Here is a 25,680-nt window from a genome sequence, read left to right on the forward strand (position 1 = left end):
TCTTCCAGCATACGTAGTGCACTCAGTTTTTGTTCAATCGAATGCCGACTTCTCGCCATAAAAAAACACTCCCCAATAGATAAACAGATTTGTTATTTCATCTGTCTACCTATTGGGGAGCATATCACTCTCGCAATCGGGTCTCTTTCAAAGTCTCGCTAACAGCTTTCCTTTTTGAAGTGTCGATACGTAAGCGCGCTTCGTAAAGACATCATGGTCGTTACTTCGGGCCGCGTCTAATATGCCTTCATAGAGGAGTGCCGCTGCTTGGACCGGCTTTCGGCTCGTCGCCGGATACAAGTGATGCGTCTCACGGGCACTGCGGTATAGCGTCTCCGCTCGGGTGGCCATCGTCTCCCACACTTCAACGAACTGAGGCGTCACTTTCCGTTCGAACAGATCGGTCTCTGACATCGCGTGTTGCGCTAAGAGCGTGCGCGGTACATAAATCCGGTCCCGGTCCAAGTCCTCACCGACGTCGCGAAGGATGTTCGTCAACTGCATGGCGATACCGAGGTCGATCGCGCCTTGCTTCAGTTGTTGCCGCGCTTCCATATTCGCGTCCGGGACAAGGATTGGTAACAACATCAAACCGACGGTGCTGGCCGCATAATAACCGTACTGTTCCGTCTCTTCAAGTGTCGTGTAGCGTGTCTTATGTAAATCCCACTTCATGCCTTCCGCTAACTCAAAGAACGGTTCGACGTCCATGTCATAGCGCTGCCAAACGTCGCGTAAAGCAATCCAAAGAGCGCCGTCTGGGTCGTTGCCGGCTAAAAAGCGGTCGAACTCCGCCAGAAATGCGGTCAAACTTTCCTCAGGATACTCTGACTCATCGACAGCATCGTCTAACGTCCGGCAAAACGTATAGACCGCGGCGACAGCCTGGCGGTCCGGTTTTGACAGCAGGGAGAAGGCTCGATAAAACGTGAGCGAGCCTTTCTTCATCACTTCTTCACATTGACGATACGCTTCTTGCCTCGTCATGGTACAATGCCCCCATTTCTTCTTCCATTCTTTTCACTAACAACTGTGAGCCGATCATCACGATTGGGACACCACCGCATGGATGTACGGAGGCACCGACGGCATAGAGCCGCTCGATTTGAGCGTATGGTCGGGCTTGCGGCTTGAATGCGGCCGACTGTGAAAGTTTCGGGGCAATCCCAAAACTTCCGCCTTCGAACAACCCGAACCGTTCAGCGTCCATCGGTGTCCGGACTTTCATCTCGATGACACGGTCTCTAAATTTAGGGACCATCCCTTCGATCCGGGACACGAGACGTTCAATCGCCCCGCTCTGTTCAAAATCTTGTCGCTCTAACTTGCGCGGTACCGGCACAAGGACATAAAGCACACTCGTCCCGACTGGTGCGAGCGTCGAATCGATGAGCGATGGATTGAACGTATACATCGCCGGATACTTGCTCAGTTTACCATCTTCAAAGATCGTACGCATCGACCCGGCAAAGTCGTTTGGCAAATCGAACTGATGGACCGGGAGTTCAATCTCGCCGTCCACCGTGAAATAGAGGAGCAGTGTGCCGCTCGACGGTTCGTACGCTTTCGGCTTGATTCCATCGATCAGACGTTCCATGAGCGGGAAATCTCCATTGACGATGACCGCATCATACGGATGAGGGACGCCATCGACGACGACGGCGTTAGCACGGCCGTCTTGGACGCGGACGCGGTCTACGGGCGAGTTCAGCTTGAACGTGACGCCCCGCTTCTTCAGCTCTTGTTCTAACTTCGTCGCAAGCGAGAAATATCCTCCTCTTACGTACCAGATTCCTTCCTCTTGCTCGCGATATGGAATCAAGCCGTACAGGGACGGCGTCTCATAAGGATTGCCGCCGATGTAGAGCGTCTGCAGACTATAGGCGACCCGGAGCCGCTCATCTTTAAAGAACCGCTTCATGTTCTCATGAGCCGATTCATACGCTTTCAGGCGCATGAGCAACATGAGCAGTCTCGGCTCGAACAAGTCGGTCTTGCCTTTATAGCCTCGGTTTAAAAACGTGTCAAAACCGATTTTGTATTCCTCGCGCTTTTGCCCCATGTAGCGACGGAACGAGTCGCCTTCGCCGAAAAATCGTTCAATCTCTTCGGCTTGACGATCGATGTCGTGATATTTGTGAAACGTCGTCCCATCTTCGTAACGGAGGCGATAGAGCGGATCGACTTCGAGCAGTTCGAGTTCCTGTTCGGGAAACCCAGCTTCTTGCAGTTGGCTCTTCAGCTTGCTCGGCAACAAGACGATTGTCGGTCCTTCATCGATGCGAGCACCGTTCTCGAACTCGACATAGTTGAGCCGCCCACCGACCCGGTCCTCTTTCTCATAAATCGTCACTTGGGTCGACGGATGCTTATGAGTCCACAACAAGGCGGCGTAAAGCGACCCGATACCGGCACCAACGAAACTGATGTTCATCGTCCGACACCCGCCCGGTCCCGAAGCAAGTTGGCCGTGATTCGTGCCGATTCAAAAATCGTCGGCAGTCCGCTACCTGGATGCGTCCCACCGCCGACGAGCCAGACGTGGTCGAGCTCTTCGAACTGATTGTGCGGACGGAAGTACATCATTTGCGACAAGTTATGTCCCAGGTTGAACGTTGCCCCTTCATAGACTCCAAACGCTTCCCAATCGTTCGGGGTGAGCGCCTGCATCACTTCGATATGGTCGCGGACGTTCCGGTAAGGCGAACGTGTCTCGAGTGCGTCTAAGACGAGTTCGGTCATCTTTTCCTCGAGCGTGTCCCAAGGAAGGTTTGACAGATTGTTTGGCACCGGTACGAGCACGTAGAGCGACGACTTGCCGGCTGGCGCGAGCGTCGGGTCGATCCGTGACGCGTTTTGGACGTAGAACGAGAAATCCTCGCTCAGCTTCAAGTCTTGCGTCATCTCTTTGACGTTGCGCTCATAATCATCCGCAAAGTGAATCGAATGGTGGCCGACCTCATCGTAGACGCGATCGAGTCCGAGGTAGAGCATGAACGTCGAGCAAGAATAGCGCTTCTTCTTCAGCTGTTTCGGACTCCAGCGCGTGAGCGTATCGCTCGGTACGAGCGTCGTCATCGCATGGGCAAAATCCGCTCCGACGATGACTTCGTCAAACGCGTAATGGACGTTGTTCGCCACGAGTCCGTTGACACGTTTCCCGTCGAGCAATAGACGGTCGACCGCTTCACCTAACCGGATCGTCCCGCCTTCCTCCTCGATGACACGGGCCATCGCCGAACAGAGTTGGTTCACCCCGCCGATCGGGTGATGGACGCCGTAAGCGTGTTCCATATACGACAAGATCGAGAACCCGCCCGGACAGTCCCAAGCCGACATCCCGAGGTACTTCGCTTGGAACGTGAACGAGTATTTGAGTTCTTCACTCGTAAAGTATTCAGACAGAACGTCGTATAGCGATTTTCCGATCGAGAGGAACGGCAGCGCCTTCAAGACGCGTGTCGACACGTAATCCGTCAGCTTATCATGGGCGGTCTGGAGCACCGGCATGAGCTTCGATAGTTTGACCGCCTGGTCGGCCATGAACCGGTCATACCCTTCACCGTTTCCGGGGAACATCTCTTCAATCGATTGACGCATCTGGTCACGGTCGGTCGTCATCGATAGCACGCTTTGTCCGCGATCAAAGTAAAGATCGTACATCGGTTCTAATCGCTTCATATCGACATAATCAGCCAAATCCCGTCCCGTCTCCTCAAACATCTCTTCAAGAATATACGGCATATTCAAAAAAGTCGGGCCACGATCGAACGCGAACTCCCCGACTTGCAGACGTGACGTCCGTCCACCGACAAACGGTTGTTTCTCAAATACGGTTACATCCACACCACGGCTCGACAAGATCATTGCGGCAGCAAGCCCACCTGGCCCAGCACCGATCACTGCGACTCTTTTTTCCGACACGTTGAACAACTCCCTATGTGAAAAGTCTCTTATGCTTCTATTCTATTATAGAAATGACTGGACACAAGTTCAAATCTGAATCGGTTCACTGTGCGCTGGACGTTTCAATCTCCTCGTTCGGCGATGACGATATACCAAGATCCTTCCGGTATAAACGGAATGAAACGTACTTTCTCAAAGCCGACCTGTTCCAATTGCCGGCGCAACTGACGAGTCGTCGGGAGCGGATGGAGGTTATCGTGGAGCGTCATGAACGCGTTGAACGCCGAAGCGAAGCGGGCGCCAAGCGGTGACTCCGCGAGCGGTGTGACGAGAACGGCGACACCTGCCGTATCGAGATTACTGAGCATCCGTTCTAACAGTCCGATCCGCTGCTCGGGCGAGAAGTAGTAAAGCATATTGTTCATCATGACGGCATCGAACCGCTCGTCGTGATCCCATTCCATGAAATCGGCCACTTCGTAACGAATCTCCCCCGTCTCATCTTGCTCACGTGCCTCTTCGACGACTTCTTGTTCGAGGTCGATGCCGGTCAACTTCCAATCCGGCTCAAGATCATGGAGTTTTCGCAAATAGCCCCCGTGGCCGCATCCGATATCAAGCATCGTCTTGACGTCCGCTTGGCGGAGCAGCTGTTGGACGACCGGGAAAGCGACTGTTTCGACGAGTGTCGACGTTTGAGCGACGACTTTCCCGTGTGTCGCACCGTCGAACGTCTTCTGTTTGCCGGACTCTAAAAAGTCTGGGTAGGCGATGAGTGCCGGGATATGAAGTTCCATCATCTCTTGAAGCATGAATCCGATGCTGCGCTCGTCTTTGAGCGAGAGCTGATACTTCAAGCTACGCGTCGGAAAATAGCGCCACCCTTTCTTCTTCAAATGGCGCACGGCGACCCCGACTTCTAGCCAACGCTCGAGTGCGAGTTTCGTGAGCGGTTGCTTCAAGCGCAGCGTCATTTCAGCGAAGCTCGCCCCGCCTTGAAGCGCGTCGAACAATCCGTATTTGTAGCCGATATAGCCGTGCCATAACGGCAAGAACGATTCGGTTTGCTTCATCCATCTACGCGCATGTAATACACGCGACCATTCATTCATTTGTTGATCCATTGTTTCACCTCATCATCGTTATCACTGATTTTTTTATTTTCCCCTAATAATTTGCGGACAAACAAAAAATTCCCACTTCGATGTGTGAAGTGGGATGTGACTCAAATAAAGTTGCTGAAGAACGACTGACCGTACGGTAACGCGTAACCGATAAAGATCGTCACGAGTGACAGTGCTACGAAGCCGCCAAACATAGCGCCCGATGGTTTTCTTTTTTTCAAACGAATGAGCGTCATCTCACCGAAGATAAGTGCGAGCAATCCAACCGTGATTTTCACGTGGTAGAACATGCCGCCTCCGTTCAGTTGCAAGTACAAATAAAGTCCTGTGCCGAACGCGATGAGCAACATGAGCCGAAACGCCATATGCGCGATCTTGCCGCTCTTGTTTCCGTTCTTGTAGCCGATGTAGGCGACAGCGAACAAGACGAGTAATAAAATCCAACTCGTGACGTGCGTGTGTAGAAATGCTGTCAATGGCATTTAAAAATCCCCCTTTTTATTATGTACAACTACTATTGTACACGAACAAGCCACTTTTCGGTCAAGCCCGCATTTACACCACAAAAAAGAGACGTGCCTGTCACGATTGAACGGCACGTCTCCTCCTCTTGTTTTGATCAAGCCGTCGTTTGTTCTTCTTCCCGAATAGCGTGTTCGAAGCTCGGAATCACAACGGTGAACGTCGAGCCTTTATGTTGGACGGACTCGACATGGATTTGACCGGCGTGACCGCGCACGATCTCTTGGCAGATCGGGAGACCCAGTCCCGTGCCGCCGATTTCACGACTATCCGAGTTGTCGACCCGATAGAACTTATCGAACAGACGATCGAGGGCGTCGCTCGGAATGCCGATCCCTTGATCCTTCACTTTAATCGAAATCGATTGGTCGTGATGGGCGAGCTCGACCGTGATCTTCCCGCCACGCGGTGAGTACTTCACGGCGTTCGAGAGCAAGTTACTCATCAGCTGTTTGAACTTCTGACAGTCTGCGAACAGTTCGTACGGTCGGTCGTCGACCGTGACAAGCTCGAACTTGTGTTTCAATGACGACGCTTCGTAGAACGTCATCATGTCTTGGATGACCGGCTCGATATCGAGCTGTTCCCGGTCATACATTTGGCTACCTGATTCCATGCGCTGTACGTCGAGGAAGTCGTTGACGAGATGCGTCAACCGCTCCGTCTCAGCGTGGATTGTCTGCAAATATTTCGCCTGTTTCTCGTTCGGCAACTGTTTCTTGACCATGAGCTCGGTGAACCCATAAATCGAAGACAACGGTGTCCGCAACTCATGCGAGATCGTCGAGATGAACTCGCTCTTCAAGCGCTCAGCCTCGGTCTCACTCGTAATATCACGGAAGACGAGCAGCGTCCCTTTCGACAAACCGCCGACGACAATCCGCTCGGCATACATCTGTAAGTTCATCTCCCCTTTACGGATCGAGAAACTGACACTGTCGTGCGGGAAGTCGTCTGTGAACAGACGGTCTGTATATGTCATGAAGTCATCGTCTTGGTCGACCGTCGTCGCGATCGTCTCCCGCCACTCGTTCCAAGACAATTCCGCGAGCTGACTCGATGTGATCGCATCGAGCTCTGGGAACATCTCGTAAAGTGGCCGGTTGACGAACACGTCGTCGGTCGAATGTTCGACGTAAATGACAGCTTCACGGATTGAATCGAGGATCCGTTCGGTCTTGCCTTTTTCACGGGTCATCTCTTCAAACAGACGCATCCGGAGTAACGACAATGACAGCTGACGTGCGAACGACATGATATCGCCCATTTGCGTCTGCGTGAAGCGGTCTTTGTAACGGACAAGATAGATGAAGGCGATGATTGAATCATCGGTCGGGTCGTGGACCGGTACGGCCGTCTCATACATGTAGTACGGATACGGTAGCGGATGGTCGCTTGCGACTTGTTTCGACGAATGGACCGTCGTCCGCAACGTCATCGCCCGCGTCAACACGGAGTTCTCGCTATCGAGCAATTTACGCGACAACGTCTCGTTCAGCCCGTGGCTCGTGATAGAGAACGAGCCTGTCGCATCGAGGAAGACGAGCGCCCCGACTTCTGAATCGGTAATGGCGACAAGTTTCTCGATGATCTCCGGGTAAGCCGTCAACGAATCGCGAGCCGCGAGCGTCTCGGTCAATTCGTTTCGGTACGCCAAGTGCTGTTCGTTCTGTTGCGTCTGCTCCAAGATCTCTTCAAGCTCTTGTTGCTGCGCTTGCAGCTCTTCTTGCTGGGCGATCAATTCTTCTTGTTGTGCCTGCAACTCATGGTTCTTCTCAATCAAGTGACGTTCATTTTCACGGAGCGTCTCCGCCATCTTATTGAACGAACGGGACATCGTCCCGATCTCGTCTTCGCGCTCCATTTGATCGCTCAAGTCGACGATCTCACCTTTCAGTAAGCGGTCAGATGCGACCGACAAGCGAGAAATCAGACGGGACTGACGACGCAAGAACGGTTGGACGAATAGTAAAATCAACGCCGCGAACGAGAAGATGCTCGCAATCCATAAGAACTGTAAGACATCATTGTTCACTTTCCAGTCGGCGTACACTCTGTTTTTCTCACTGTTCATCAACGCCTTGTAGTCCATGAGTGACGATTCGATCTGTTGGATCGGACCGAGTGTATCGATGCCGCGTTCCGGATTGTACGGCACGGTACCTTGTTCAATCAACCGTTCGGCCGTCGGCAACGCCAATATGGTTTCAGGGTCAATCGTATTCTCGGTGATTTCCCCGGACGCTCGTAGTTGACCATATTCCGCCGTGACCGGCATGATCACATCGAAGTAAAAATCGTGAAAGGTTTGTAGGTCGGCTGCGAAGATCTCACCTTGTTTTGATTCGACAGCACCCTTGAACCAGTTGATTTCTTGTTGGAACTCATTTTCTTTACTTTGGGCCCGCTCGAGCGCCTCCGCATCACCGAACAGCAAGTAGCCCCGTGAGTCATACTGCGCGCTCTGCCATTCGTCCCAAAGCGTATTCAATCGGTTGATTCGTTCATCGACTTGTTGGAGACGGGCTTCATTCTCTCTGACCCGTGTTTCCATCTGCACGTACATGATCATCGATCCGACGAGCGCGAGCGCGAGGAACGAATATAGGACGGTCATGATGTCACGTCCTAGTTTTTGTTTAAACCATTTATTCACTTCACGATGCCTCCTATGATCTTCACAAGTTCAAGCGGACTAAACGGCTTCGAAATGAAATAATCGACCCCAATCTCATTCGCGCAATCACGGTCAGATTGTTGGCTCTTCGCCGTCAACATCATCACTTTCGTATGTTGACGTCCCGGCAACTTCCTCACTTTCTCAATGACTTCAAGACCTGTCATTCCTGGCATCATATGGTCGACAATCACGAGGTCGTACTCGTTCTGTTCGATCAGCCGATAGGCTTCAAGACCGTCTGGCGCTTCATCAATATCGTATCCTTCATCTTCTAACGTATCTAATACGAGCATGCGCAATACTTCTTCATCTTCTGCTAGTAGAATTTTCACCATGACGTTTCCTCCATTATTATCTCATTCCATTATTTTACCTAATCTATTTCGTAATCACAAAAATAAAAGATGCACGGTTTATAACCGTACACCTTTACAATCATATCGTCTACATTATAGTACAACAGTTTCCTGCAATTCCAAAGAATAAATGACCGTCGTCCCGACTTGGATATTCCAAATCGCCTCGATCGCTTCGCGGTAGAGCGACAGCTGAACAGCGTAGCGGTCACGAAGCAACTGTCTTGCCTCTTCTCGCGACGCGCTCGCGAACAAAACCGAGTCCGATTTATAGTCGAGCAGGACATACGTCTCACCATCGAAGAACAGGCAATCGATGATCCCTTGAATCAACACGTGCTCGTCCGTGAACGTCGCCGTCGGATTCACTCGCTCCGCAGGCACCGTATACGTGAACGGCAGCTCGCGCCATCCTCGCCCGGCTTGTAGCGCTTCAGACAGCGCCCGACCGATCTCCGAGTTGAAGAACGACTCGATTTCAGGCAGCGCTAGCCGTGCCGTCTCCGCCTCGACCGGACCGAGCATCCCATTATTTTCCCACCGGTCGATTTGTATGTCGAGCGGTTCAGTCGGCTCAAATAATTGGAAGATGAGATGTAGCGTCGTCCCGCGCTCGGCACCTGTCTGCTTCGTCTGCTTCCATTTCGGCTCCCGATACGGGGTATCGCTCGGGCGGAACGTGTCTTCGAACGCCGCTTGCTCGAGTTGCATCGCTCGTTTCAATTCCGTCACCGTCTGTTTCGCTGCCGTCTCGGTCGCGGCTTGGGCCGGATAGCTGTACGAAAAGGCTCGATTGACGACTTGAATCGTCGCTTCTTCGTCTTTGACTGGAAAATCAATCGCCTCGAACTGTTGCACATGATGAAGCTGGGCCATCATCGCTTGGAGTGTGGCCACTTCCGCCAAATCGTCTTGTCCGATGATGCGATACGTCCAGTTCGTCGCTTCCCGTATCGGCGAAAAGACCGGTAAGCCCATCTCCTCGATAAATGGTACCGCGCCTTCTAGTTTGAGGAGCGCCGGCGCGACCCAGTCCAGATACGTCTTCGCCTCGCGTCGTGCGTCAGCGGACAACGTCTCACCCGTCGCTTCGACCTGCAGCCATTGGTTGATCTGTTTAACCGGTTCTGCGACCGTACCGACTAAGATCAATTTTTCTTTTGCCCGGGTCAGCGCGACGTACAAGACGCGCATCTCTTCGGCTTTCATCGTCGCATCGAGATCGCGACGGATCATCTCTTTCACGAACGTCTCGGTTCTCGTCCGTGTGACGACATCGATCGCGTCGAGGGAGATGCCGTATCGTTTATGGAAGATGATACGCTGCATTTGATCACGTTTATTAAACTGTTTGCCGAGTTGGGCGACGATCGTCACCGGAAACTCGAGCCCCTTCGATTTATGGACCGTCATGATGCGGACGACGTTCTCTTCTTCTCCGAGTGAACGTGCTTCTGATAGATCTTCACCGTTATCTTGAAGCCGGTCCATGACCCGCAAGAAGCGATACAACCCACGGTAGCCGCTCCGTTCATAGGAGAGGGCCCGGTCATAGAGCGCCTTCAAGTTCTCTTGACGCCCTTTCCCGCCCGGCAGTCCGCCGGCAAAATCGTAAAACCCGGTGTCGTTGAACACTTGCTGAATCAACTCCGACAAGCTGTGGTTGCGGGCGAACGTACGCCATTCCGACAACTGATCGAGCACGTCCCCACATTTCAATCCAAGCTCGTCGTCATCGTCTGCTTTCGCCTTGAGTGCATCGAAAAACGACGCTTCCGACTCTAAGCGAATCTTGGCCAGCTCTTGATCGGTGAAACCAAACATCGGTGACCGGAGCGCCCCGGCGAGCGGGATGTCTTGGAGCGGGTTGTCGATCAACTTCAAGAGCGACAACATCATTCGAATTTCCGTCGCTTGGAAGTAGCCACCGTCCGAATCGGTATAAGCCGGGATATTATACTGTGTCAAAATGTCCATCAACTGCTCGACCCGCTCTTTTTTCGAACGGACCAAGATGACGATGTCACGGTACTCACAGGAACGAAGCAATCCGGTCGCCTCGTCCGTCACTTTGAACGGCTCATCCCCAGAGACGAGCTCTAATATACGTGTGGCGATGGCACGGCCTTCAAGCTCCTGTTTCGATAAGTCCCGGCTTTCTCCGTTGACGATCAAGAGTTCAGGACTTGCCTCGAGTTCTTCATACGCCCGACCCGGTACGAGACGTGCCGCCTCGTCATACTCGATCTCACTCACTTCTTCGTCCATCAACTGAATGAATAGGTCATTGATTCCGTGCAGCACTTCGGAGCGACTTCTAAAGTTTTGAGACAAGTCGATCCGTTGCCCCGAACCGGCTTGTTTGAACCGCGTCGCTTTCTCGATGAACAACCTCGGCTCGGCGTGCCGGAACCGGTAGATCGATTGCTTGATGTCCCCGACCATGAACAAGTTGCCGAGCTGTTCACTCTCATTGCTGACGAGTCCGATGATCGTCTCTTGGATCTCGTTCGTATCCTGATACTCATCGACCAATACTTCGGCGAATCGCTGTTTGTAGAGCGATGCGACCGAGGACGGGGCATCCCCGTCCCGTAGTATGGCGAGCGCGTAATGCTCGAGATCGCTGAAGTCGACGAAAGCGCGGTCCCGCTTGGCTTGCTCGTAAGCGGCCCCGAACGTCCGGACGGTACGTACGAGCGTCTCGACGAGCGGACGCTGCGACAGCAAGACGTCTAAATGATCAGCTCCGCTGACACTCGCTTGACCGACCGCATCGACAAGCCGTTTTTTCGCTTGGTCATAGGCCGGCTTCAACACCGTGTGATAGATGTGATGCTCGTCTTTTTTCTGGACCGATTTCATCGTCCCGAATTTGACCGCTCGGGACGCCGTCTCGAGTTCGCTCCATTTGAGCGTGTCTTCGTCGATGTTTTGGAACGGGAAAATCGCTTTGGATACATTTTCCGATTGCGCCTCGTAACCGGCAAGCCGGAGTTCGATCGCTACACGCCGGAGTTGCCGAAGTGCCTTTTCAATATCGACCCAGAGCAACTGCCCGAATTCGACGAGCAGCCGTTCCTCGTCAGGGTCGCCTTCAAACTGATAAAGGGAGACCAGCTCATCTAAATACGATTCCGGATCCGGAAGGGTTCGCGCGTATTGATACAAACCTAGGATCAGCTCTTCGATTTCACTGTCGCCACGGTCCGACGTATAGGCATCGACGAGTGCGAAAAACGAGCTATCTTCTTGACCGTACTGTTCTTCGAGCACGTCTTCGAGCACATCGTCTTGCAAGAGCACCAAGTCCCGCTCCTCGGCGATCTTGAAGGCCGGATCGAGGTCGAGCAAGTAGTAATTCTCACGAATGACTTCTAAGCAGAATGAATGAATCGTCGTGATGAGCGCCCGGTTCAGCATTTGCCGTTGTTTTCGTATATAGTCGTTTTCCGGATGTTCCCGCAGCGCCTGATCGAGCGCTTTAGCAATCCGTCGTTTCATCTCGGCCGCGGCGGCGTTCGTGAACGTCACGACGAGCATACGGTCCGCCGTCAACTCGTCCGCTTCATCGAGCAAACGGCTTGCGAGCCGTTCGACGAGCACGGCCGTCTTCCCTGAACCGGCTGCCGCCGAGACGAGTACATGAGACCCCCGTGCGTCGATGGCTGCTTGTTGATCACTCGTCCACTTCATCGGCGTCACCTCCTAATTTAAACAAAACTTCTTCTTTATCTAACTTTTTCAGCTGACGGGGCTCGTTGGCGAGCGCCTCGTCAAAATGACAGACACTTTGATACGGACACGTCTGGCACGGACGCCGCTCTTTATATTCATAAGGCTCGACACCGATTTTCCCATCATACATCGCCTCCACACTCGTCTCGGCAAGGTCGAGCGCGTGGTCCATCAACTGCTCGAGCTGAGGAGGTGAGACGACTTTTTTCGTCGTGTTCGCATCGAGCGTCCCGTCTTTCTTATATTTGACCGGAATGACGATCGATTTTTTCTGTTCCCCTTTCGCCGTCTTGTCCATCACCTCTAGGATGGCTGGATCGTCGACGAGCAACCCTTGCATCTGATACGATTCGAGCACTTTCCGCTCGGTTTCGGCATCTGTCTCGGCCGGTGTGACGAGCGGTCGGTGGACGTGGAAATACAGCGCGGCTGCAGGTTCCACGGAACCTTTCGCCCAAGCATCTGCTTGCTCGATCAACACTTTCAAATAGATGAGCATCTGCATCGCCAAACCATAATAAATCTCAGCGAAGTCGATCTCCCGTTTGCTCGACTTATAATCGACGATGCGGACGTACAGCTGATCATGAACCTGTGCCGTATCGACCCGGTCGATCCGGCCGACAAGTTCACACGTCGCCCCGTTGCTGAGCGTGAACGACACCGGCGGGAAGTTGCCACTCCCGAACGCTAGTTCGAACGCGACGGGATCGAACCCGTCACGTTTCGACTGCTCGATCAATACTTCGGCCGTCTTACTGACGACGTCCGTCAGCTTTTTCTTCAAGTAACCGTAGCGGTTCGAACTCATCAAAATCGCATTTTGAATCTCCGGTGTGACGAGTTCGACAGCCGACTCCGCGAGTGTCGCACATTGGTCGGGCGACACGTCACGCCATTCTTTCCCGTCCATCTTGACGGTTTGAGACATATGCTCGATCGTCCGGTGGTACAAGTTACCGATGTCCGGTGCCTCGAGCCGATAGAGCCGTCGTTCTTTCAGACGCAAGCCGTAGTTCGCAAAATGACGAAACGGGCAGGCTTGGAACGTCTCGAGGCGGGACACACTCGCCCGAATCGAGTTCGTGTAAAGTGACTTCGCGACCGACTCCGGCAAGGATTCGGGAACGTTTTGATAAAACAGCGCGCTCGTCAACAGTCGGATTCGTTCGCGTCCTTCCGGGTGCTTCAACAGTTCGTTGTACACCGTGAACCACGTCTCTTGAATCGGGTAGTGACGGCTGAGCCGTTGCAACTCGAGCGCCGTCACGGCCGCTGTCTGGTTCACGTTCGTGATGAAGGCGAGCTGATCTGTCGGGCGATGCTCTCCCGCTTCTGCGAAGTGGGTCTTGATGGCCTTGCCGTTACCGAGTCTCGCCTTGACGTCGGCGATGAAACTCGCCGGTTGAATCGCTTTCCCGCTCCGGTCGACGAGTGCGTAACTGACGTACAACCGGTCGCTTGGCGCCGTCAACGCTTTATACAAGTAGTACGTCTCATCGTCAAACAAGTGCTCGGTCGCTTTCCCCGCCCGGACACCGTTCTCATGCATGAAGTCCATATCGTGGTCCGTCAACAGTTTCGATTGCGTCGCGACGAGCGGGATTTGATCTTCGTTGGCACCGAGCAAGAAGACGATTTTTTTATCAATCAAACGCCCCCGCACGTAATCGGTCACCGTCAATTGATCGAGTGACGGCGGGACGAGTGCATAGCGTAGGCTATCGAGGCCGGTGTCCATCATTTGCAGGAACAGTTCCGTCGAGAGCGTCTCTTCCGGCGCAGCCGCCTCGAGTTGCTCGAGAAGATGGAGGACGGCGTCCCATACTTGTGTATGTTCTCTTGCTTCAATCAGGCGTGATGCCTCAAGTGCTTCTTCGCGCCAATGGGCAAGGCATGACGAGACGTCGATTCGGTCTAGAAAAGCGTAAATGGCGTGCGTGTAAGCCTGCATCGTCTTGGCCGCTTTCAAATCGGTGAGGAGCGGATCGAACGTTTCGACGACGGTTTGACGATAGGCGTTGAGTGCTGTCTCCGTATCGAGTTCTTCCCCCGTCAACTTGGCCTCATCTTCGGCCCGGCGTTTCAATTGCCACTCGTCATGCCAGTGATAATGTTTGATGCCCCGCTCAATCACGAACGCCTCGAGCCGATCGACAGACGTACGCCGATGATCTCGGTCGAGCACGATCAACTCGGTCTTCAACGCGCGGAATATAGCTTCTTCCCGGTAGCCGCGGAGCGCGACTTCGATCGTCGCCTTCAACAACTCGACGACCGGATGATCTAGCATCGGCTGCCGTTCATCCAGGAAGAACGGCAAGTTCATTTTTTGAAGCGCTTGTGACGCCAAATCTCCATATTCTTCAAGTGACCTTGAGATGAACACGATGTCTCGGAAGCGGTAGCCGTCTTCGCGGACAAGTCGTGTGACCTCGCGTACAGCGGCTGCTACTTCTACGGTCCGGTCGACGGCTGCATTCAAGGCGACTTGATTTTCCGGCCGCGTATACGGCGCTGCCGTCACTTGCCCGAACGTCGCCTCGAGATAAGCGAGACTCGGATGTTTAAAGCGATGCACCCCATGATACAGTTCATCCGTCGACGAAAGTTGACGTTCTGAGAGCAGCTCTTTAAAGCGCATCAGCGTCCGCTGTGTCGGTCCGAACAACGGGTGCGGACGATAGAGCGAGTCTGGGTCGACCGTCAACAAGACGTCCAGCGGCGCCTTCTCGGCTAAAGCGACGAGTACCGCGAGCTCTTGTTCCGAAAACTCGTTGAACCCGTCCACATAAAAGTGAGTCCCTGTTAAATCGACTTCCGGTAACAACTGCAACATCACTTTGAAGTAGTCTTCGGCGTGAAGCGTTTTGCCGGCCGTCATCGTCAAGAAGCCTTCATAGAGGATGGAGAGGTCTTGCAACTTCAAGGCCCGATGTTGGTCTTGCTCGCTCAGGCGAAGCAACTGCTCCGGCTCGACGAGGCCGCGTTTCAACATCGTGATCAACTCGTTCAGCTCTTCGTAAAACCCGTACTGGTTCATCGTGCGTCGGAACAGCGTCAGCCGTTCCTCGTTCATCTCGACGACACGCCGTAACAAAAGATGGGTCCCTGTCTGGTCTAAAAACTGCTCGGTCGCGACACCGTGATCGCGCATGATCAAGAATGCGAGACGACGCATCGACAGCACTTGAATCCGCGTCGATCCGTTTAAACCGTCCGTCATCGCCATCTTCCGTTCCATTTCAAACGACATTTGGTCTGGGACAAGCATATAGATGGTCGGGCCGCTCGGATCGCGCTTTAGCTCTTGAATGACTTGATTGATCATCCGCTCGCTCTTACCGCTACCCGATCGTCCGACATGAAAAGTGACCGTCATTTAGGCGAACACCCCTTCCCTTTTTCTTTTATTATGACGTATCGCCTGCTGTTTGTAGAGGGAAACCTGCCGGCTACCTTGTAAGAAAAAAACACAACCTTCTAGTATCCCATTCGTTCGAAAATCGATTAGACTGAACGTATGAGGGGGAATACTATGAGTGCATATGAACAATTCGGAGGCGAACGCGGCGTCCAACAGCTCGTCGACGCTTTTTACGAACTCGTTTACGCTGATCCCGTACTGTTGCCACTGTTTCCAGACGACAAAGACCGGGTAAAACAACATCAGTTCGAATTTCTGACGCAACTGCTCGGAGGACCAAAACTGTATACGGAACGCCGTGGCGGCGGCAATTTGGCGATGATCCACCGCGATCATCCGATCTCAGAAACACACGCCGGTCATTGGCTCGGGTGCATGGAACAAGCGCTCAAGACGGTCGACGCACCGGAAGCGATCAAGCGACAATTGTTTCAACGTCTGATCATGTCGTCGTCAAACGTCATCCGCGTCTGCTCGCACCATTTTGAGTAGTCATCATTTAAAAAAGCGGGTATGATAGGAAAGTAAGCAAAGGAGGTCGGTTTTCATGACAGAAGAAGAGAAAAAAGAGACCGTTTCAGCTAAAGAGGAAACGGAAGAAGTAGAACCTACGGCAGTCCTCGCCGAAGTCCTTGAAGAGGATGAGGAAGAAGATTTACCCGAAGAAAAGAACATGGACCACATCAAAGGTGTGTTCAACTATACACAGAAGAACGGACGGGAGTATCGCGTCGTCTTTTATCACGACCGTAAAAACCTCGTGTTCCGTGAACTTGGAAACGGGAAAGTCGAATTTGTCGGGCGTTTCACAGATGATGCCTACGATGAAGAGAACGAAGCAGAGATGCAAAAACTCGGCGAGAAACAGCTCAAGCGGATCCTTGCCGATCGACTCAAATAAAAAAAATCGCCCGCGGGCGATTTTTTTTATTGTTTCTTGTTTCGTTTTTTCTTGCGAAGCGCGTAAATCACTCCGGCGATTCCTCCGGCGACGGCGATTCCAGCCATCGCAGGCACGAGGATTTTCTTCGTCGGAAGCATCTTTTTGACACGTTCGTACGGTGTCGGAACCGACAATTCAAGTTGAACGGCCGTCTCACCGTGACCGTTCGCCCGTGCTTTGCGGGCCGCGTCCGTCACGACGACACGTCCTGTCGTATAGCGGCGGTTTCCATATTCATCCGTGTAAGGCCGGCGAACCCGCTTGACGTCTGTTACCGTCTTTCCACGAGCGGCATCCGGTCGGACGACACGTTCGCTCGTCCATGTGCGGGCACCGGTCGCGCTATAGGCCGGACGAATCTTACGACGATTTAACCAAGTGTATGAATCGTTCATCTATATTCCCTCCAATATGCTGAAGTATCTCTTCATATTATACCCATACAACATCTGACGAAAACATCAGTCTTGACGAGACAAACAAACAGGCGCCCGGTCCTACCTTGGACCGGGCGCCGATTCGCTTGCTGATCAATCCGTGAACGGTTTATCCCGATGGCGACGTTTCGCCAAGATCAAGTAATAAGCCGGAACAAGGACGAGTGTCAGTACGGTCGAGAACAGAATTCCCGACACGATACAGATGGCGAGCGGTTTGAAGAGCGGGTCTTCACCGAACGCGACCGGTAGTAACGCGACGACCGCCGTCAACGCCGTCAGGAGAATCGGACGGATCCGTGCACGTCCTGCCTCATATACCGCTGTCGTGACGGACATTCCACTGCGAATTCCTTGCTCGATGAATTCGAACAAGACGACCGCGTTTCGAACGACGATTCCGGCAAGTGAGACCATCCCCATCGATGCCATGAAGCTAAACGGCGTCTGCGTGATGAACAGCCCGACGACCGCACCGGCAATCGCCAAGTAAATCGTGAACAAGACGAGAAGCGGTAAAGAAAGTGAATTGAACTGGAATGCGATGATTAAGAAAATCAAGAACAAGACGACGATGAACAACGTCGCGAGTTCAACGAAGAACTCATTTTGCGTATCGCTCGCTCCCGACTGTTCGAACGAGATGCCATCGCTCGTCAAGTCTGATTTTGCGTCATCGAGAATCCGTTCAACGTCTTGTTTGAACGCATCTTCGTCCATCCCTTCAGTCGCATAGATTTGAAGCGTGACGATCCGCTCCCCGTTCTCACGCGGAATCTGTTGGATCTGTTCAGTCGTCGTTTCGGTGACGAACGTACTGAGCGGGGCGACCGGCGGACCGGCTTCCGTGTCGACCGGGACGAGAATCTCGTCAAGGGCGAGCGCCTCGCGGTTTGCGGCCGCATCGACGACGATTTTCACATCGCGTTGTTCGACACCATCGTCGAACGTACCGATCGGGATGCCGTCCGTGACTAACCGGATCTGATCGCTAATTGCTTTCGCGGTCACTCCAGAAGCAGCCATCGCTTCTCGGTTCAATTCGTACGTGAGTGTCTGGAACGGTTCTTTAATGTTGTCGAGCACGAGCGCGCCATCGATTTCTTCGAGGTCTGCCTTGACCGTATCGCGTGCCGCGACAAGTTCTTCGATCGTTTCACCGCGCATTGTGAACTCTACCGGGGCAGACGTTGGTGGTCCCTGCTGCTGCGTATCTAAGAAGATTTCAGCGTCCGGATAGTTTTCACGTATTTGCGATGTGTACTCATCAATCAACTGAATCGCATCGATTTGTTCGTTGTCGACTCGGACGACGACTTGTCCTGCATTGTCACCCGACTGATTGAGTCCACCGGTGAACAAGCTCGGAAGCCCACCGCCAGCGAAAATGGCGGTCTCGGTAACACCGTCAATCTGTTGGAATTCGGCTTCGATCTGTTGGAGACGACGTTCTGTTTCCTCTAAGTCGGTTTGAACCGGGAACGTGACGCTCGTCACGACTTCTGGTCGGTTCGCAGCCGGGAAGAACTCGAACGGTGTCAACAGAATCAGCCCGTATAGTGCTGTCGTGATGACAAATCCGACCAATCCGAACGTCCACGGCCGTTTAGCGACGACCGGGAGCAACCGATCCGCATAAAAATTACTGAGACGGTTGAGCGGTCCGCCGAGCCAGCCTGGCTCCCGCTTCGACACTTTCACTTTCTTCCGGTTCAACCAATACTGTGCGATCGGCACGAGTGTCAAACTGATGACCATCGATGCGAGCACCGACAACGCGAGTACTGTCGGTAACGCTCGGATAAAGTTCCCGTTCGCGCCTGACAAAAGTGTCAGCGGTAAGAACGCGAAGACGACGGCGAGCGTCGACGTGACGATCGATCCCCAGACTTCTTTCGTTCCGCGAACGGCACCGACCATGGCTGTATCGCCTTTCCGGTAGCGACGCAAAATGTTGTCGTTGACGACGATCGCGTCATCGACGAGAATACCGAGCGCGATGATCGCCCCAATGATCGAGATTTGGTTCAAATCGACTCCCGTGAAGCGGAGCGGGATGAGTGCGATCAAGAAGGACAACGGAATCGCCAAGCTGACGATGAGTGACCCTGTGAACGTCAACCCGATCGTCGTGACGACGATAACTGCGATCATGGCGATGATGAATTCTTTCGTAAGTGACGAGAAGATCGCATCGACCGCTTTCGCTTGATCGTAATAAGTGACGAGTTCGACCCCGTCTAAGTCTCCCACTTCAGAAGCGACGACTTCATCGACGCGTTGTTGCAGCGTCGGGATGTCTTGACCTGGCTCGATTGTCACCGTGAGCGAGATTGCCGGTTCGCCGTCGAGTGAGACGAGGTCGGTGACTGCTTTTGTCGTCTCTTCGACCGTACCGACATCGGCAAGGCGGACGGGATCACCGTCGACAGAACCGACGATGACTTGATCCATGTCGTTGACGTTCGTCAAGTTATCGATCGCCAATTGATAAATACCGTCGTCCGTCGATTGGCGACCGAGCGGTGTCGTCTTATATTCTTCGTTGATTGCCGTCAAGACGTCTGGGAATGCGAGTTGGCGTTCCCCAAGCGCTTCGGAATCCAGTGAGACGACGAATTCTGTTTCCGGGAGCCCTTTGATCGTGAACCCGGTCACACCATCTGTTCGTAGCAATCGGTCTTCTAGCCGTTCGACCTGTTCTCGAACCGCTTCAAGCGACTCGCGATCGCTCGACGTCAGTAAGTACGATGCGACCGGAAGCTGACCGATCGAATCGTTGACCGTCGGTGCTAAGGCGTTGTCAGGTAACCGAGGCGCCGCGTCTGAGATCGCCTGCCTCACGTTCGCTTGCAGCTCGCCTTGATCAAATCCGTCTTCATACTCGACGGTAATATTCGAGAACTCCGACGCCGACAGCGACGATACGTTCTCCACCCCTTCAAGCCCTCTTAACTCGGTTTCAAGGATGTTCGTGACGTTCCGTTCGACCGTCTCAGCGGTCGCCCCTGGATATGGGGTCTGAATGAGAATGATATTGACGCTAGTCTCTGGGATTTCACGTTTCGGGAGCTGGAAAAACGTGAGTACCCCGACGACGATTGCAACGAGTAAAAATACAATTATCAATTTTCCTCGCTCAATCATTTTCTGAAAAAACATATTGACCCCTCGCTTTCGGATAATGTGCAAATACACATATGAACTATTCTCCTTTATCATAGAGGGGTTTGAATCGGTTTTCAATCCTTAAACGTGATGCAATGTGCTACTATGGAAACGTTTTTGGAACGCATAAGATAATTCAATCGACCGCTGCTTCTGCCGTTGGACCGTATGATCGGAGACAGGGACTTGAATCGATTCCCCGGTCAGAAATTGAATCCGGGTCCCGTCGCCAAACTTTTTGATGCCCGTGACATGTTGAAAATTGATCCACGCACAATCAGGACTCTCTTTGGCGATTGTCGGGAAAAAGACGGCATCGGCGTGCCAATCCATGACGACAGGGGTTTTTCGATGAGGACCAAGCACGTGACGGGCCGCTTCAATTCGCCCTTGGATACTCGATCCATAATAGAGACAAGCCGATTCGAGCAAGTGAATCGGAGAACCTTTCAGACGGTGCACGCCATCAGGCTGATAGACGAGTGTCTCGGCCTCACCGTACTCATTAAATACCGGAACCAACGCTCTTGTATCATTCGTCAACTGTGTCATCTGTTCTTCCTCCAAAACGTATAATATGACTTACACGTTATTCATAACAAGTTCCTTAAACGTGTGCAAACGGCTCGTCGACATTTCCCACTAAAAAAACCAGCCGTTCGCAGGCTGGTTTTTAAAATCTGTCATCCGTTTTTAATTTTTGTGTGTCTTTCAGGTGGGGGAAGTGGAATTGGACAGCAACTCCGTCGTTCGTATTACCCAAGGTAACGGTCCCTCCATGGAGGGTCACGATGCGTTGGACGATAAACAAGCCGAGACCGAACTTGCCTTGCTTCCCACGGGAGAATTGATGGAACAGATCAAGGTTTTCATCGACTGACGGTCCATCGTTTTTGATGACGATGTCGATTCCTGCATCCGTTCGTTCGAGCTCGACCTGAATCGTCGACTCGGCGTAACGAATCGCATTGTCGAGCACGTTTTCGAGCGCGACCCGAACCTGTTCCCCGTCACCGAGCATCTCGCCCGCGTATCCGGTCAACGTCCACTCGAGGTTACCTCGGAGCTTGAAGCGGTCGATGAGCAGTTCGACCAACTTATCGAGGTTGATCGGATCAAGCTTCATCTCCTGCCCTTTGAAATACTCCAACTTGGTGACGTATAACAAGTCGACCACTTTTTTCTCGAGACGCGATGCTTCTTCATCAATGACTTCGGCCGACCCTTTCAAGTCTCCGGTCGGATAGATGCCGTCCCCGATCGACTGAGCATAGCCGCGAATGACCATGATCGGCGTCTTCAAATCGTGAGAGATGTTTTGTAAGAGCGCCTGTTGCGCCAAATCTTGCTCTTGCAGTTCTTGGCGCATCGCGTCGATCGACCGCGCCAATTGTCCGAGCTCGTCTTCCCTGGCGAGTGGTAACACCGTCTCCCATTGGCGGTTCGATATTTTCTCAACGGCCCGTTCCATCTCGACGATCGGCTTCGTCAACTCTCTAGACATCCAAAGGGCCGGGATGAGTGATAGGAGGCTGATGACACCAATTAAAATCGAGATACGCCAGAACAATGTCGAGACGAGCTCACGGCGATAAGCGTCCCAGGCGTACGACGCCTGGTAGATGAGGGCACCGTCATATTCGTTTTGACGAATCGTATAGTAGACGTCTTCCCCATCGATCGTCGTCTGATATTTGGCGACCTCGCTCGTCTGTTCGAGCGCCTCTTGATACATCCGATTCGTCAGCTCGAGCGGGGCCGAGCCGTAAATGATGCGTCCGTTCGGCAAAAAGATAAGCTGATTGACCGAACGTGATTCTTGTTGACGCCGATCGTACTCGATCGGGTTGCTCGGAATATTTTCGAGCTCGTTCGTATTTCCGAGGTAATAATCGACATCTTGAAGCGTCTCATACACTTGTTCATCGATGAACTGCGTGATCGAGGAGCGGACCGTCAACAAGATCATCAACGCCAAGGTGACGATGATGAGCAAAATCAATACCCAGATTTTCCACATGAGCCGTTTCGGCTTAAGATCGTGAAGTCTCATGGCTTAACGAGTCGATAACCGATCCCATACAGCGTCTCAAGTTCGAGTCGGTGCAACTTCTTCCGTAAGCGTCGGACCAAGTCATCGACGACACGGTCTGAGCCGAAATAGTCGCGACCCCAAACACCTTCTAATATTTGCTCACGCGACAGCGCCGAGCCCGGATGTTCGAGGAAGAGCAACAATAAATCGAACTCTTTGGACGTCAAATCGATATCATCCGCAGCATGCTTGATCAGTCGTTTGTCCGGATAAATCGTGTATTCCCCGTACTCGATATGTTCGTTCGATTTCGACCCGTACACCCGATCGATCAATTTTTTGACCCGGATGACGAGCTCGCGCGGTAAGAACGGTTTGGCGATGTAGTCATCCGAACCCATCTCCAGTCCGATGATTTTATCGATGTCCTCATCACGGGCCGAAATGAAGATCGTCGGTGTATTGGCGTTCGTCGCCTTGATTTGCTTCAACAACTGAAAGCCATCGAGGTCCGGCAGCATAATATCGAGCACCCATAAGTCAGGTTCGTCTTGAATCGCGGCTTGGGCTGATACACCATCCGTGAACGAACGGACTTGGTAGCCTTCTTGCTCTAAATACGTGACGAGCATTTTGTTTAAATTGACCTCATCATCGACTAAATAGATCGTGTACATTTTAGTCACCTCTGCAGCATTTTTTAACATCATATCAAACAATTGTCGACGAATGATGGGAAATCACTCGTTTTGAACCGGCTGGATGTACCGTCAATCGCGTAAGTTAACGAAAAAAAGAAGGGTTTCCCCTCCTTACCGTGTCGACCGTGTCCGCAATTGTTGAGCGAGGAAGGCCGTCCCCCCGCTAAGTAACGCCAACACGCCGCTGATCATGACGAGTTCCATCGTAACCCCACCTTCCCGCTGATACCGATTCTCATTATCATCTATACTATATCATAGTTTTTAGCATGAGAACATCACAAAAAAATCCCGCCTCACAGGCGGGATTCGGTCGTTATGCGTTGACGTCGTAACCTTGTTCTTCGATAGCTTCGATCATCACTTTGACGGAAATCTTATCGTTATGGATGACATCGACTCGGTGATCTTGTAACGAGACGATGGCCGACTCGACGCCTTCTAACTCGGTCAAAGCCCCTTCAACCGCTGCCTTGCAATGGTTACATGTCATACCTTCTACTTTCAAGACTGTTTCATTCATTTGGAATGTCCTCCTTGTTTTTTTAATCGCAGTGCGTTCAATACGACCGAAACCGAACTGAACGCCATCGCTGCCCCAGCAATCCATGGAGCGAGCAAACCGGCCGCGGCAATCGGTATACCGAAGCTATTATAGGCGAGCGCCCAAAATAGGTTTTGACGGATGTTTCGCATCGTGAGCGCACTCATCTCGATCGCCCGATCCACGCCTTCGATATCTCGACCCATGATCGTCACGTCCGCCGCTTCTAAAGCGACGTCCGTCCCGCTGCCGAAGGCGATACCGACGTCCGCGACGGCGAGCGCAGGCGCATCGTTCATCCCGTCACCGACCATGGCGACGCGGCCACGTTGTTTCAGTGCCTCGATGTGGTCTGCCTTCTCGACGGGCAACACCTCGGCAATGACGTTCGTTTCAGCGATGCCTAGTTCACGCGCCACGTCGAGCGCGACTTCTTTTCGGTCTCCCGTCAAGACATACACTTGTCTCGTCGTCGCAAGTCGTTGCACGACAGCCCGGCTACCTTCTTTCAACCGGTCTTGAAGACCGAACGCCGCCACGACTTCAGATTCACTCGCCACGTAAACCGGCGTCATCGCTTGCATGTCCCAATCAGGCAACGTGAATCCGGCCTCGCGCATCATCCGGACCGAACCGATAAGAAGCTCTTTCCCATCAACGACCGCTTTCAATCCTCGGCCCGATAACTCTTCGACCCGTTCCACGTGCCCGACGCCGACGCCACGACCGATCGCTTCCGCAAGTGGATGCGTCGACTGACGTTCGGCCATGACCGCCCGTTGTAAAAACGACTCGTCCCCGAACGTCGCCACGACTTCAGGCGTCCCGTTCGTGAGCGTCCCCGTCTTATCGAACACGACGATATCGACACCGTTCAATGATTCGAGTTGACCGCCCCCTTTAAAGAGGACGCCTTGTTCAGCCGCACGGCCGGTCCCGACCATGATCGATGTCGGGGTCGCAAGTCCGAGCGCACACGGACAAGCGATGACGAGGACGGCGATTGAAGACCGAATCGCCATATCGAGATCATTAAACCCGAACAACCAAACGGCGAACGTGACGGCACTGATGGCGACGACAATCGGCACGAACACGCCGGAGATTCGGTCGGCCTGCCGTTGAATCGGCGCTTTATCCGTTTGTGCCTGTTCGACGACACGGACGATTTGCGCAAGCATCGTCTCGCTGCCGACACGCTCTGCCGCCATCAAGAAGCGATGCGATCGATTGATCGTCCCACCGACGACATCAAAACCGACACCTTTTTCAGACGGGATCGATTCTCCGGTCAACATCGATTCATCGATGACCGTCTCACCTTCAATGATTTTACCGTCGACCGGCACTTTCTCACCTGGACGGACGACGATCACGTCGCCGACGTTGACGAGGTCGATCGCCACCGACCGTTCTTCCCCGTCGACGAGTAAGATTGCTTCTTTCGCCTGCAGCGACAGAAGCGATTTGAGCGCATCTGTCGTTTTTTCTTTCGCCCGTGCCTCCAACCATTTCCCGAGCAATACGAGCGTGATCAACACAGCGCTCGTCTCGAAGTAAAGGGACGGGTTCGTCGGATGGATGAGCATTTCGAACACGGAATAGAAGTAGGCGGCGGATGTCCCCGTCGCGACGAGGACGTCCATGTTGGCCGCCCCACTCTTCAGGCTCTTATACGCCCCTTGATAAAACTGGGCCCCGATCCAAAACTGGACCGGTGTCGCGAGCGCGAATTGCCACCACGGGTTCATGAGCCAATCGGCATGGAACATCAACCCAGGGATATGGGTAATCATGACGAGTAAGAGCGGCGCCGAAAGAAGCGCCGAAATGAGCACTTTCCGTTCTAGTGGGCGGAGGTCATGTCTCGGTGTGAGCTCGACTTTTCGTTCCGCCCCGTAGCCGATCTTCTCGATCCGGGCGATCAGCTCCTCTTCGGTGATGCCGTCCTCGACGCGAATTGTCGCCGTCTCGAGCGGCAAATTGACGGTCGCATCGACCCCGTCCATCTTATTCAATACTTTCTCGATTCGGGCTGAGCATGCGGCGCATGTCATTCCTTGAATCGACAGTTCGACAGTCTTCATACGAGCACCTCC

Annotated in this window: 18 protein-coding genes; 2 read left to right on the forward strand and 16 right to left on the reverse strand. The window is 53.0% G+C overall.

Annotated features, from left to right (window positions below; genetic code table 11):
- Positions 1–147 precede the first annotated feature (147 nt).
- The 9 genes from EVJ29_RS13420 to addB form a co-directional block, all read right to left on the reverse strand.
- Positions 148–987 carry a phytoene/squalene synthase family protein gene (locus EVJ29_RS13420; protein ID WP_131489956.1) on the reverse strand — a complete coding sequence of 280 codons (840 nt, stop codon included), beginning with the start codon at positions 985–987 and terminating at the stop codon, positions 148–150.
- Positions 956–2,434 (reverse strand): phytoene desaturase family protein, encoded by a 1,479-nt coding sequence (locus EVJ29_RS13425; protein WP_131505287.1) that lies wholly within the window; start codon positions 2,432–2,434, stop codon positions 956–958. Before EVJ29_RS13425 ends, EVJ29_RS13420 begins: the two co-directional genes overlap by 32 nt.
- A complete protein-coding gene (locus EVJ29_RS13430) occupies positions 2,431–3,924 on the reverse strand; it encodes a phytoene desaturase family protein (RefSeq protein WP_131458099.1) in 1,494 nt (497 codons plus the stop codon). The genes EVJ29_RS13425 and EVJ29_RS13430 overlap by 4 nt, the downstream gene beginning before the upstream one ends.
- Positions 3,925–4,028: 104 nt before the next feature.
- Positions 4,029–5,030, reverse strand: coding sequence for a class I SAM-dependent methyltransferase (locus EVJ29_RS13435; RefSeq protein WP_131505288.1), 1,002 nt, complete (start codon positions 5,028–5,030; stop codon positions 4,029–4,031).
- A 101-nt stretch (positions 5,031–5,131) separates the two neighbouring features.
- Positions 5,132–5,512: a YisL family protein gene (locus tag EVJ29_RS13440; protein WP_070327844.1), complete on the reverse strand. Its 381-nt coding sequence runs from the start codon at positions 5,510–5,512 to the stop codon at positions 5,132–5,134.
- 137 nt (positions 5,513–5,649) lie between these two features.
- Entirely contained in the window at positions 5,650–8,208 is a 2,559-nt protein-coding gene (locus tag EVJ29_RS13445; protein WP_131466146.1) for a sensor histidine kinase, read from the reverse strand.
- Positions 8,205–8,567 carry a response regulator gene (locus tag EVJ29_RS13450; protein ID WP_070327845.1) on the reverse strand — a complete coding sequence of 121 codons (363 nt, stop codon included), beginning with the start codon at positions 8,565–8,567 and terminating at the stop codon, positions 8,205–8,207. Before EVJ29_RS13450 ends, EVJ29_RS13445 begins: the two co-directional genes overlap by 4 nt.
- A gap of 114 nt (positions 8,568–8,681) precedes the next feature.
- Positions 8,682–12,284 carry a helicase-exonuclease AddAB subunit AddA gene (gene addA, locus EVJ29_RS13455; RefSeq protein ID WP_131505289.1) on the reverse strand — a complete coding sequence of 1,201 codons (3,603 nt, stop codon included), beginning with the start codon at positions 12,282–12,284 and terminating at the stop codon, positions 8,682–8,684.
- On the reverse strand, positions 12,268–15,708 hold the full coding sequence (addB, locus tag EVJ29_RS13460; protein WP_131505290.1) for a helicase-exonuclease AddAB subunit AddB: 3,441 nt from the start codon (positions 15,706–15,708) through the stop codon (positions 12,268–12,270). Before addB ends, addA begins: the two co-directional genes overlap by 17 nt.
- Before the next feature lie 156 nt (positions 15,709–15,864).
- On the opposite strand from addB, the gene EVJ29_RS13465 reads away from it, so the two are divergent.
- Both EVJ29_RS13465 and EVJ29_RS13470 read left to right on the forward strand, forming a co-directional pair.
- A complete protein-coding gene (locus EVJ29_RS13465; RefSeq protein WP_070327848.1) occupies positions 15,865–16,245 on the forward strand; it encodes a truncated hemoglobin in 381 nt (126 codons plus the stop codon).
- Positions 16,246–16,300: 55 nt separating this feature from the next.
- Positions 16,301–16,654, forward strand: a complete 354-nt coding sequence (locus EVJ29_RS13470; RefSeq protein ID WP_131489960.1) for a hypothetical protein — start codon at positions 16,301–16,303, stop codon at positions 16,652–16,654.
- A 26-nt stretch (positions 16,655–16,680) separates the two neighbouring features.
- On the opposite strand, the gene EVJ29_RS13475 is transcribed toward EVJ29_RS13470, so the two are convergent.
- The 7 genes from EVJ29_RS13475 to EVJ29_RS13505 all read right to left on the reverse strand — a co-directional run bounded on the left by EVJ29_RS13475 (position 16,681) and on the right by EVJ29_RS13505 (position 25,668).
- Positions 16,681–17,091: a hypothetical protein gene (locus tag EVJ29_RS13475; protein ID WP_070327850.1), complete on the reverse strand. Its 411-nt coding sequence runs from the start codon at positions 17,089–17,091 to the stop codon at positions 16,681–16,683.
- A gap of 135 nt (positions 17,092–17,226) precedes the next feature.
- On the reverse strand, positions 17,227–20,295 hold the full coding sequence (locus EVJ29_RS13480) for an efflux RND transporter permease subunit (RefSeq protein WP_131466155.1): 3,069 nt from the start codon (positions 20,293–20,295) through the stop codon (positions 17,227–17,229).
- 87 nt (positions 20,296–20,382) lie between these two features.
- Positions 20,383–20,853, reverse strand: coding sequence for a competence protein ComK (locus tag EVJ29_RS13485; RefSeq protein WP_131505291.1), 471 nt, complete (start codon positions 20,851–20,853; stop codon positions 20,383–20,385).
- Positions 20,854–20,974: 121 nt separating this feature from the next.
- A complete protein-coding gene (locus EVJ29_RS13490) occupies positions 20,975–22,354 on the reverse strand; it encodes a sensor histidine kinase (protein WP_131505292.1) in 1,380 nt (459 codons plus the stop codon).
- On the reverse strand, positions 22,351–23,013 hold the full coding sequence (locus EVJ29_RS13495) for a response regulator transcription factor (protein ID WP_070327853.1): 663 nt from the start codon (positions 23,011–23,013) through the stop codon (positions 22,351–22,353). Before EVJ29_RS13495 ends, EVJ29_RS13490 begins: the two co-directional genes overlap by 4 nt.
- A gap of 340 nt (positions 23,014–23,353) precedes the next feature.
- Entirely contained in the window at positions 23,354–23,560 is a 207-nt protein-coding gene (locus EVJ29_RS13500) for a cation transporter (RefSeq protein ID WP_131441594.1), read from the reverse strand.
- A complete protein-coding gene (locus tag EVJ29_RS13505; RefSeq protein WP_131505293.1) occupies positions 23,557–25,668 on the reverse strand; it encodes a heavy metal translocating P-type ATPase in 2,112 nt (703 codons plus the stop codon). The genes EVJ29_RS13500 and EVJ29_RS13505 overlap by 4 nt, the downstream gene beginning before the upstream one ends.
- Positions 25,669–25,680 lie beyond the last annotated feature (12 nt).

The sequence above is a fragment of the Exiguobacterium sp. SH4S7 genome (assembly GCF_004336795.1).
Lineage (GTDB): Bacteria > Bacillota > Bacilli > Exiguobacteriales > Exiguobacteriaceae > Exiguobacterium > Exiguobacterium aurantiacum_A.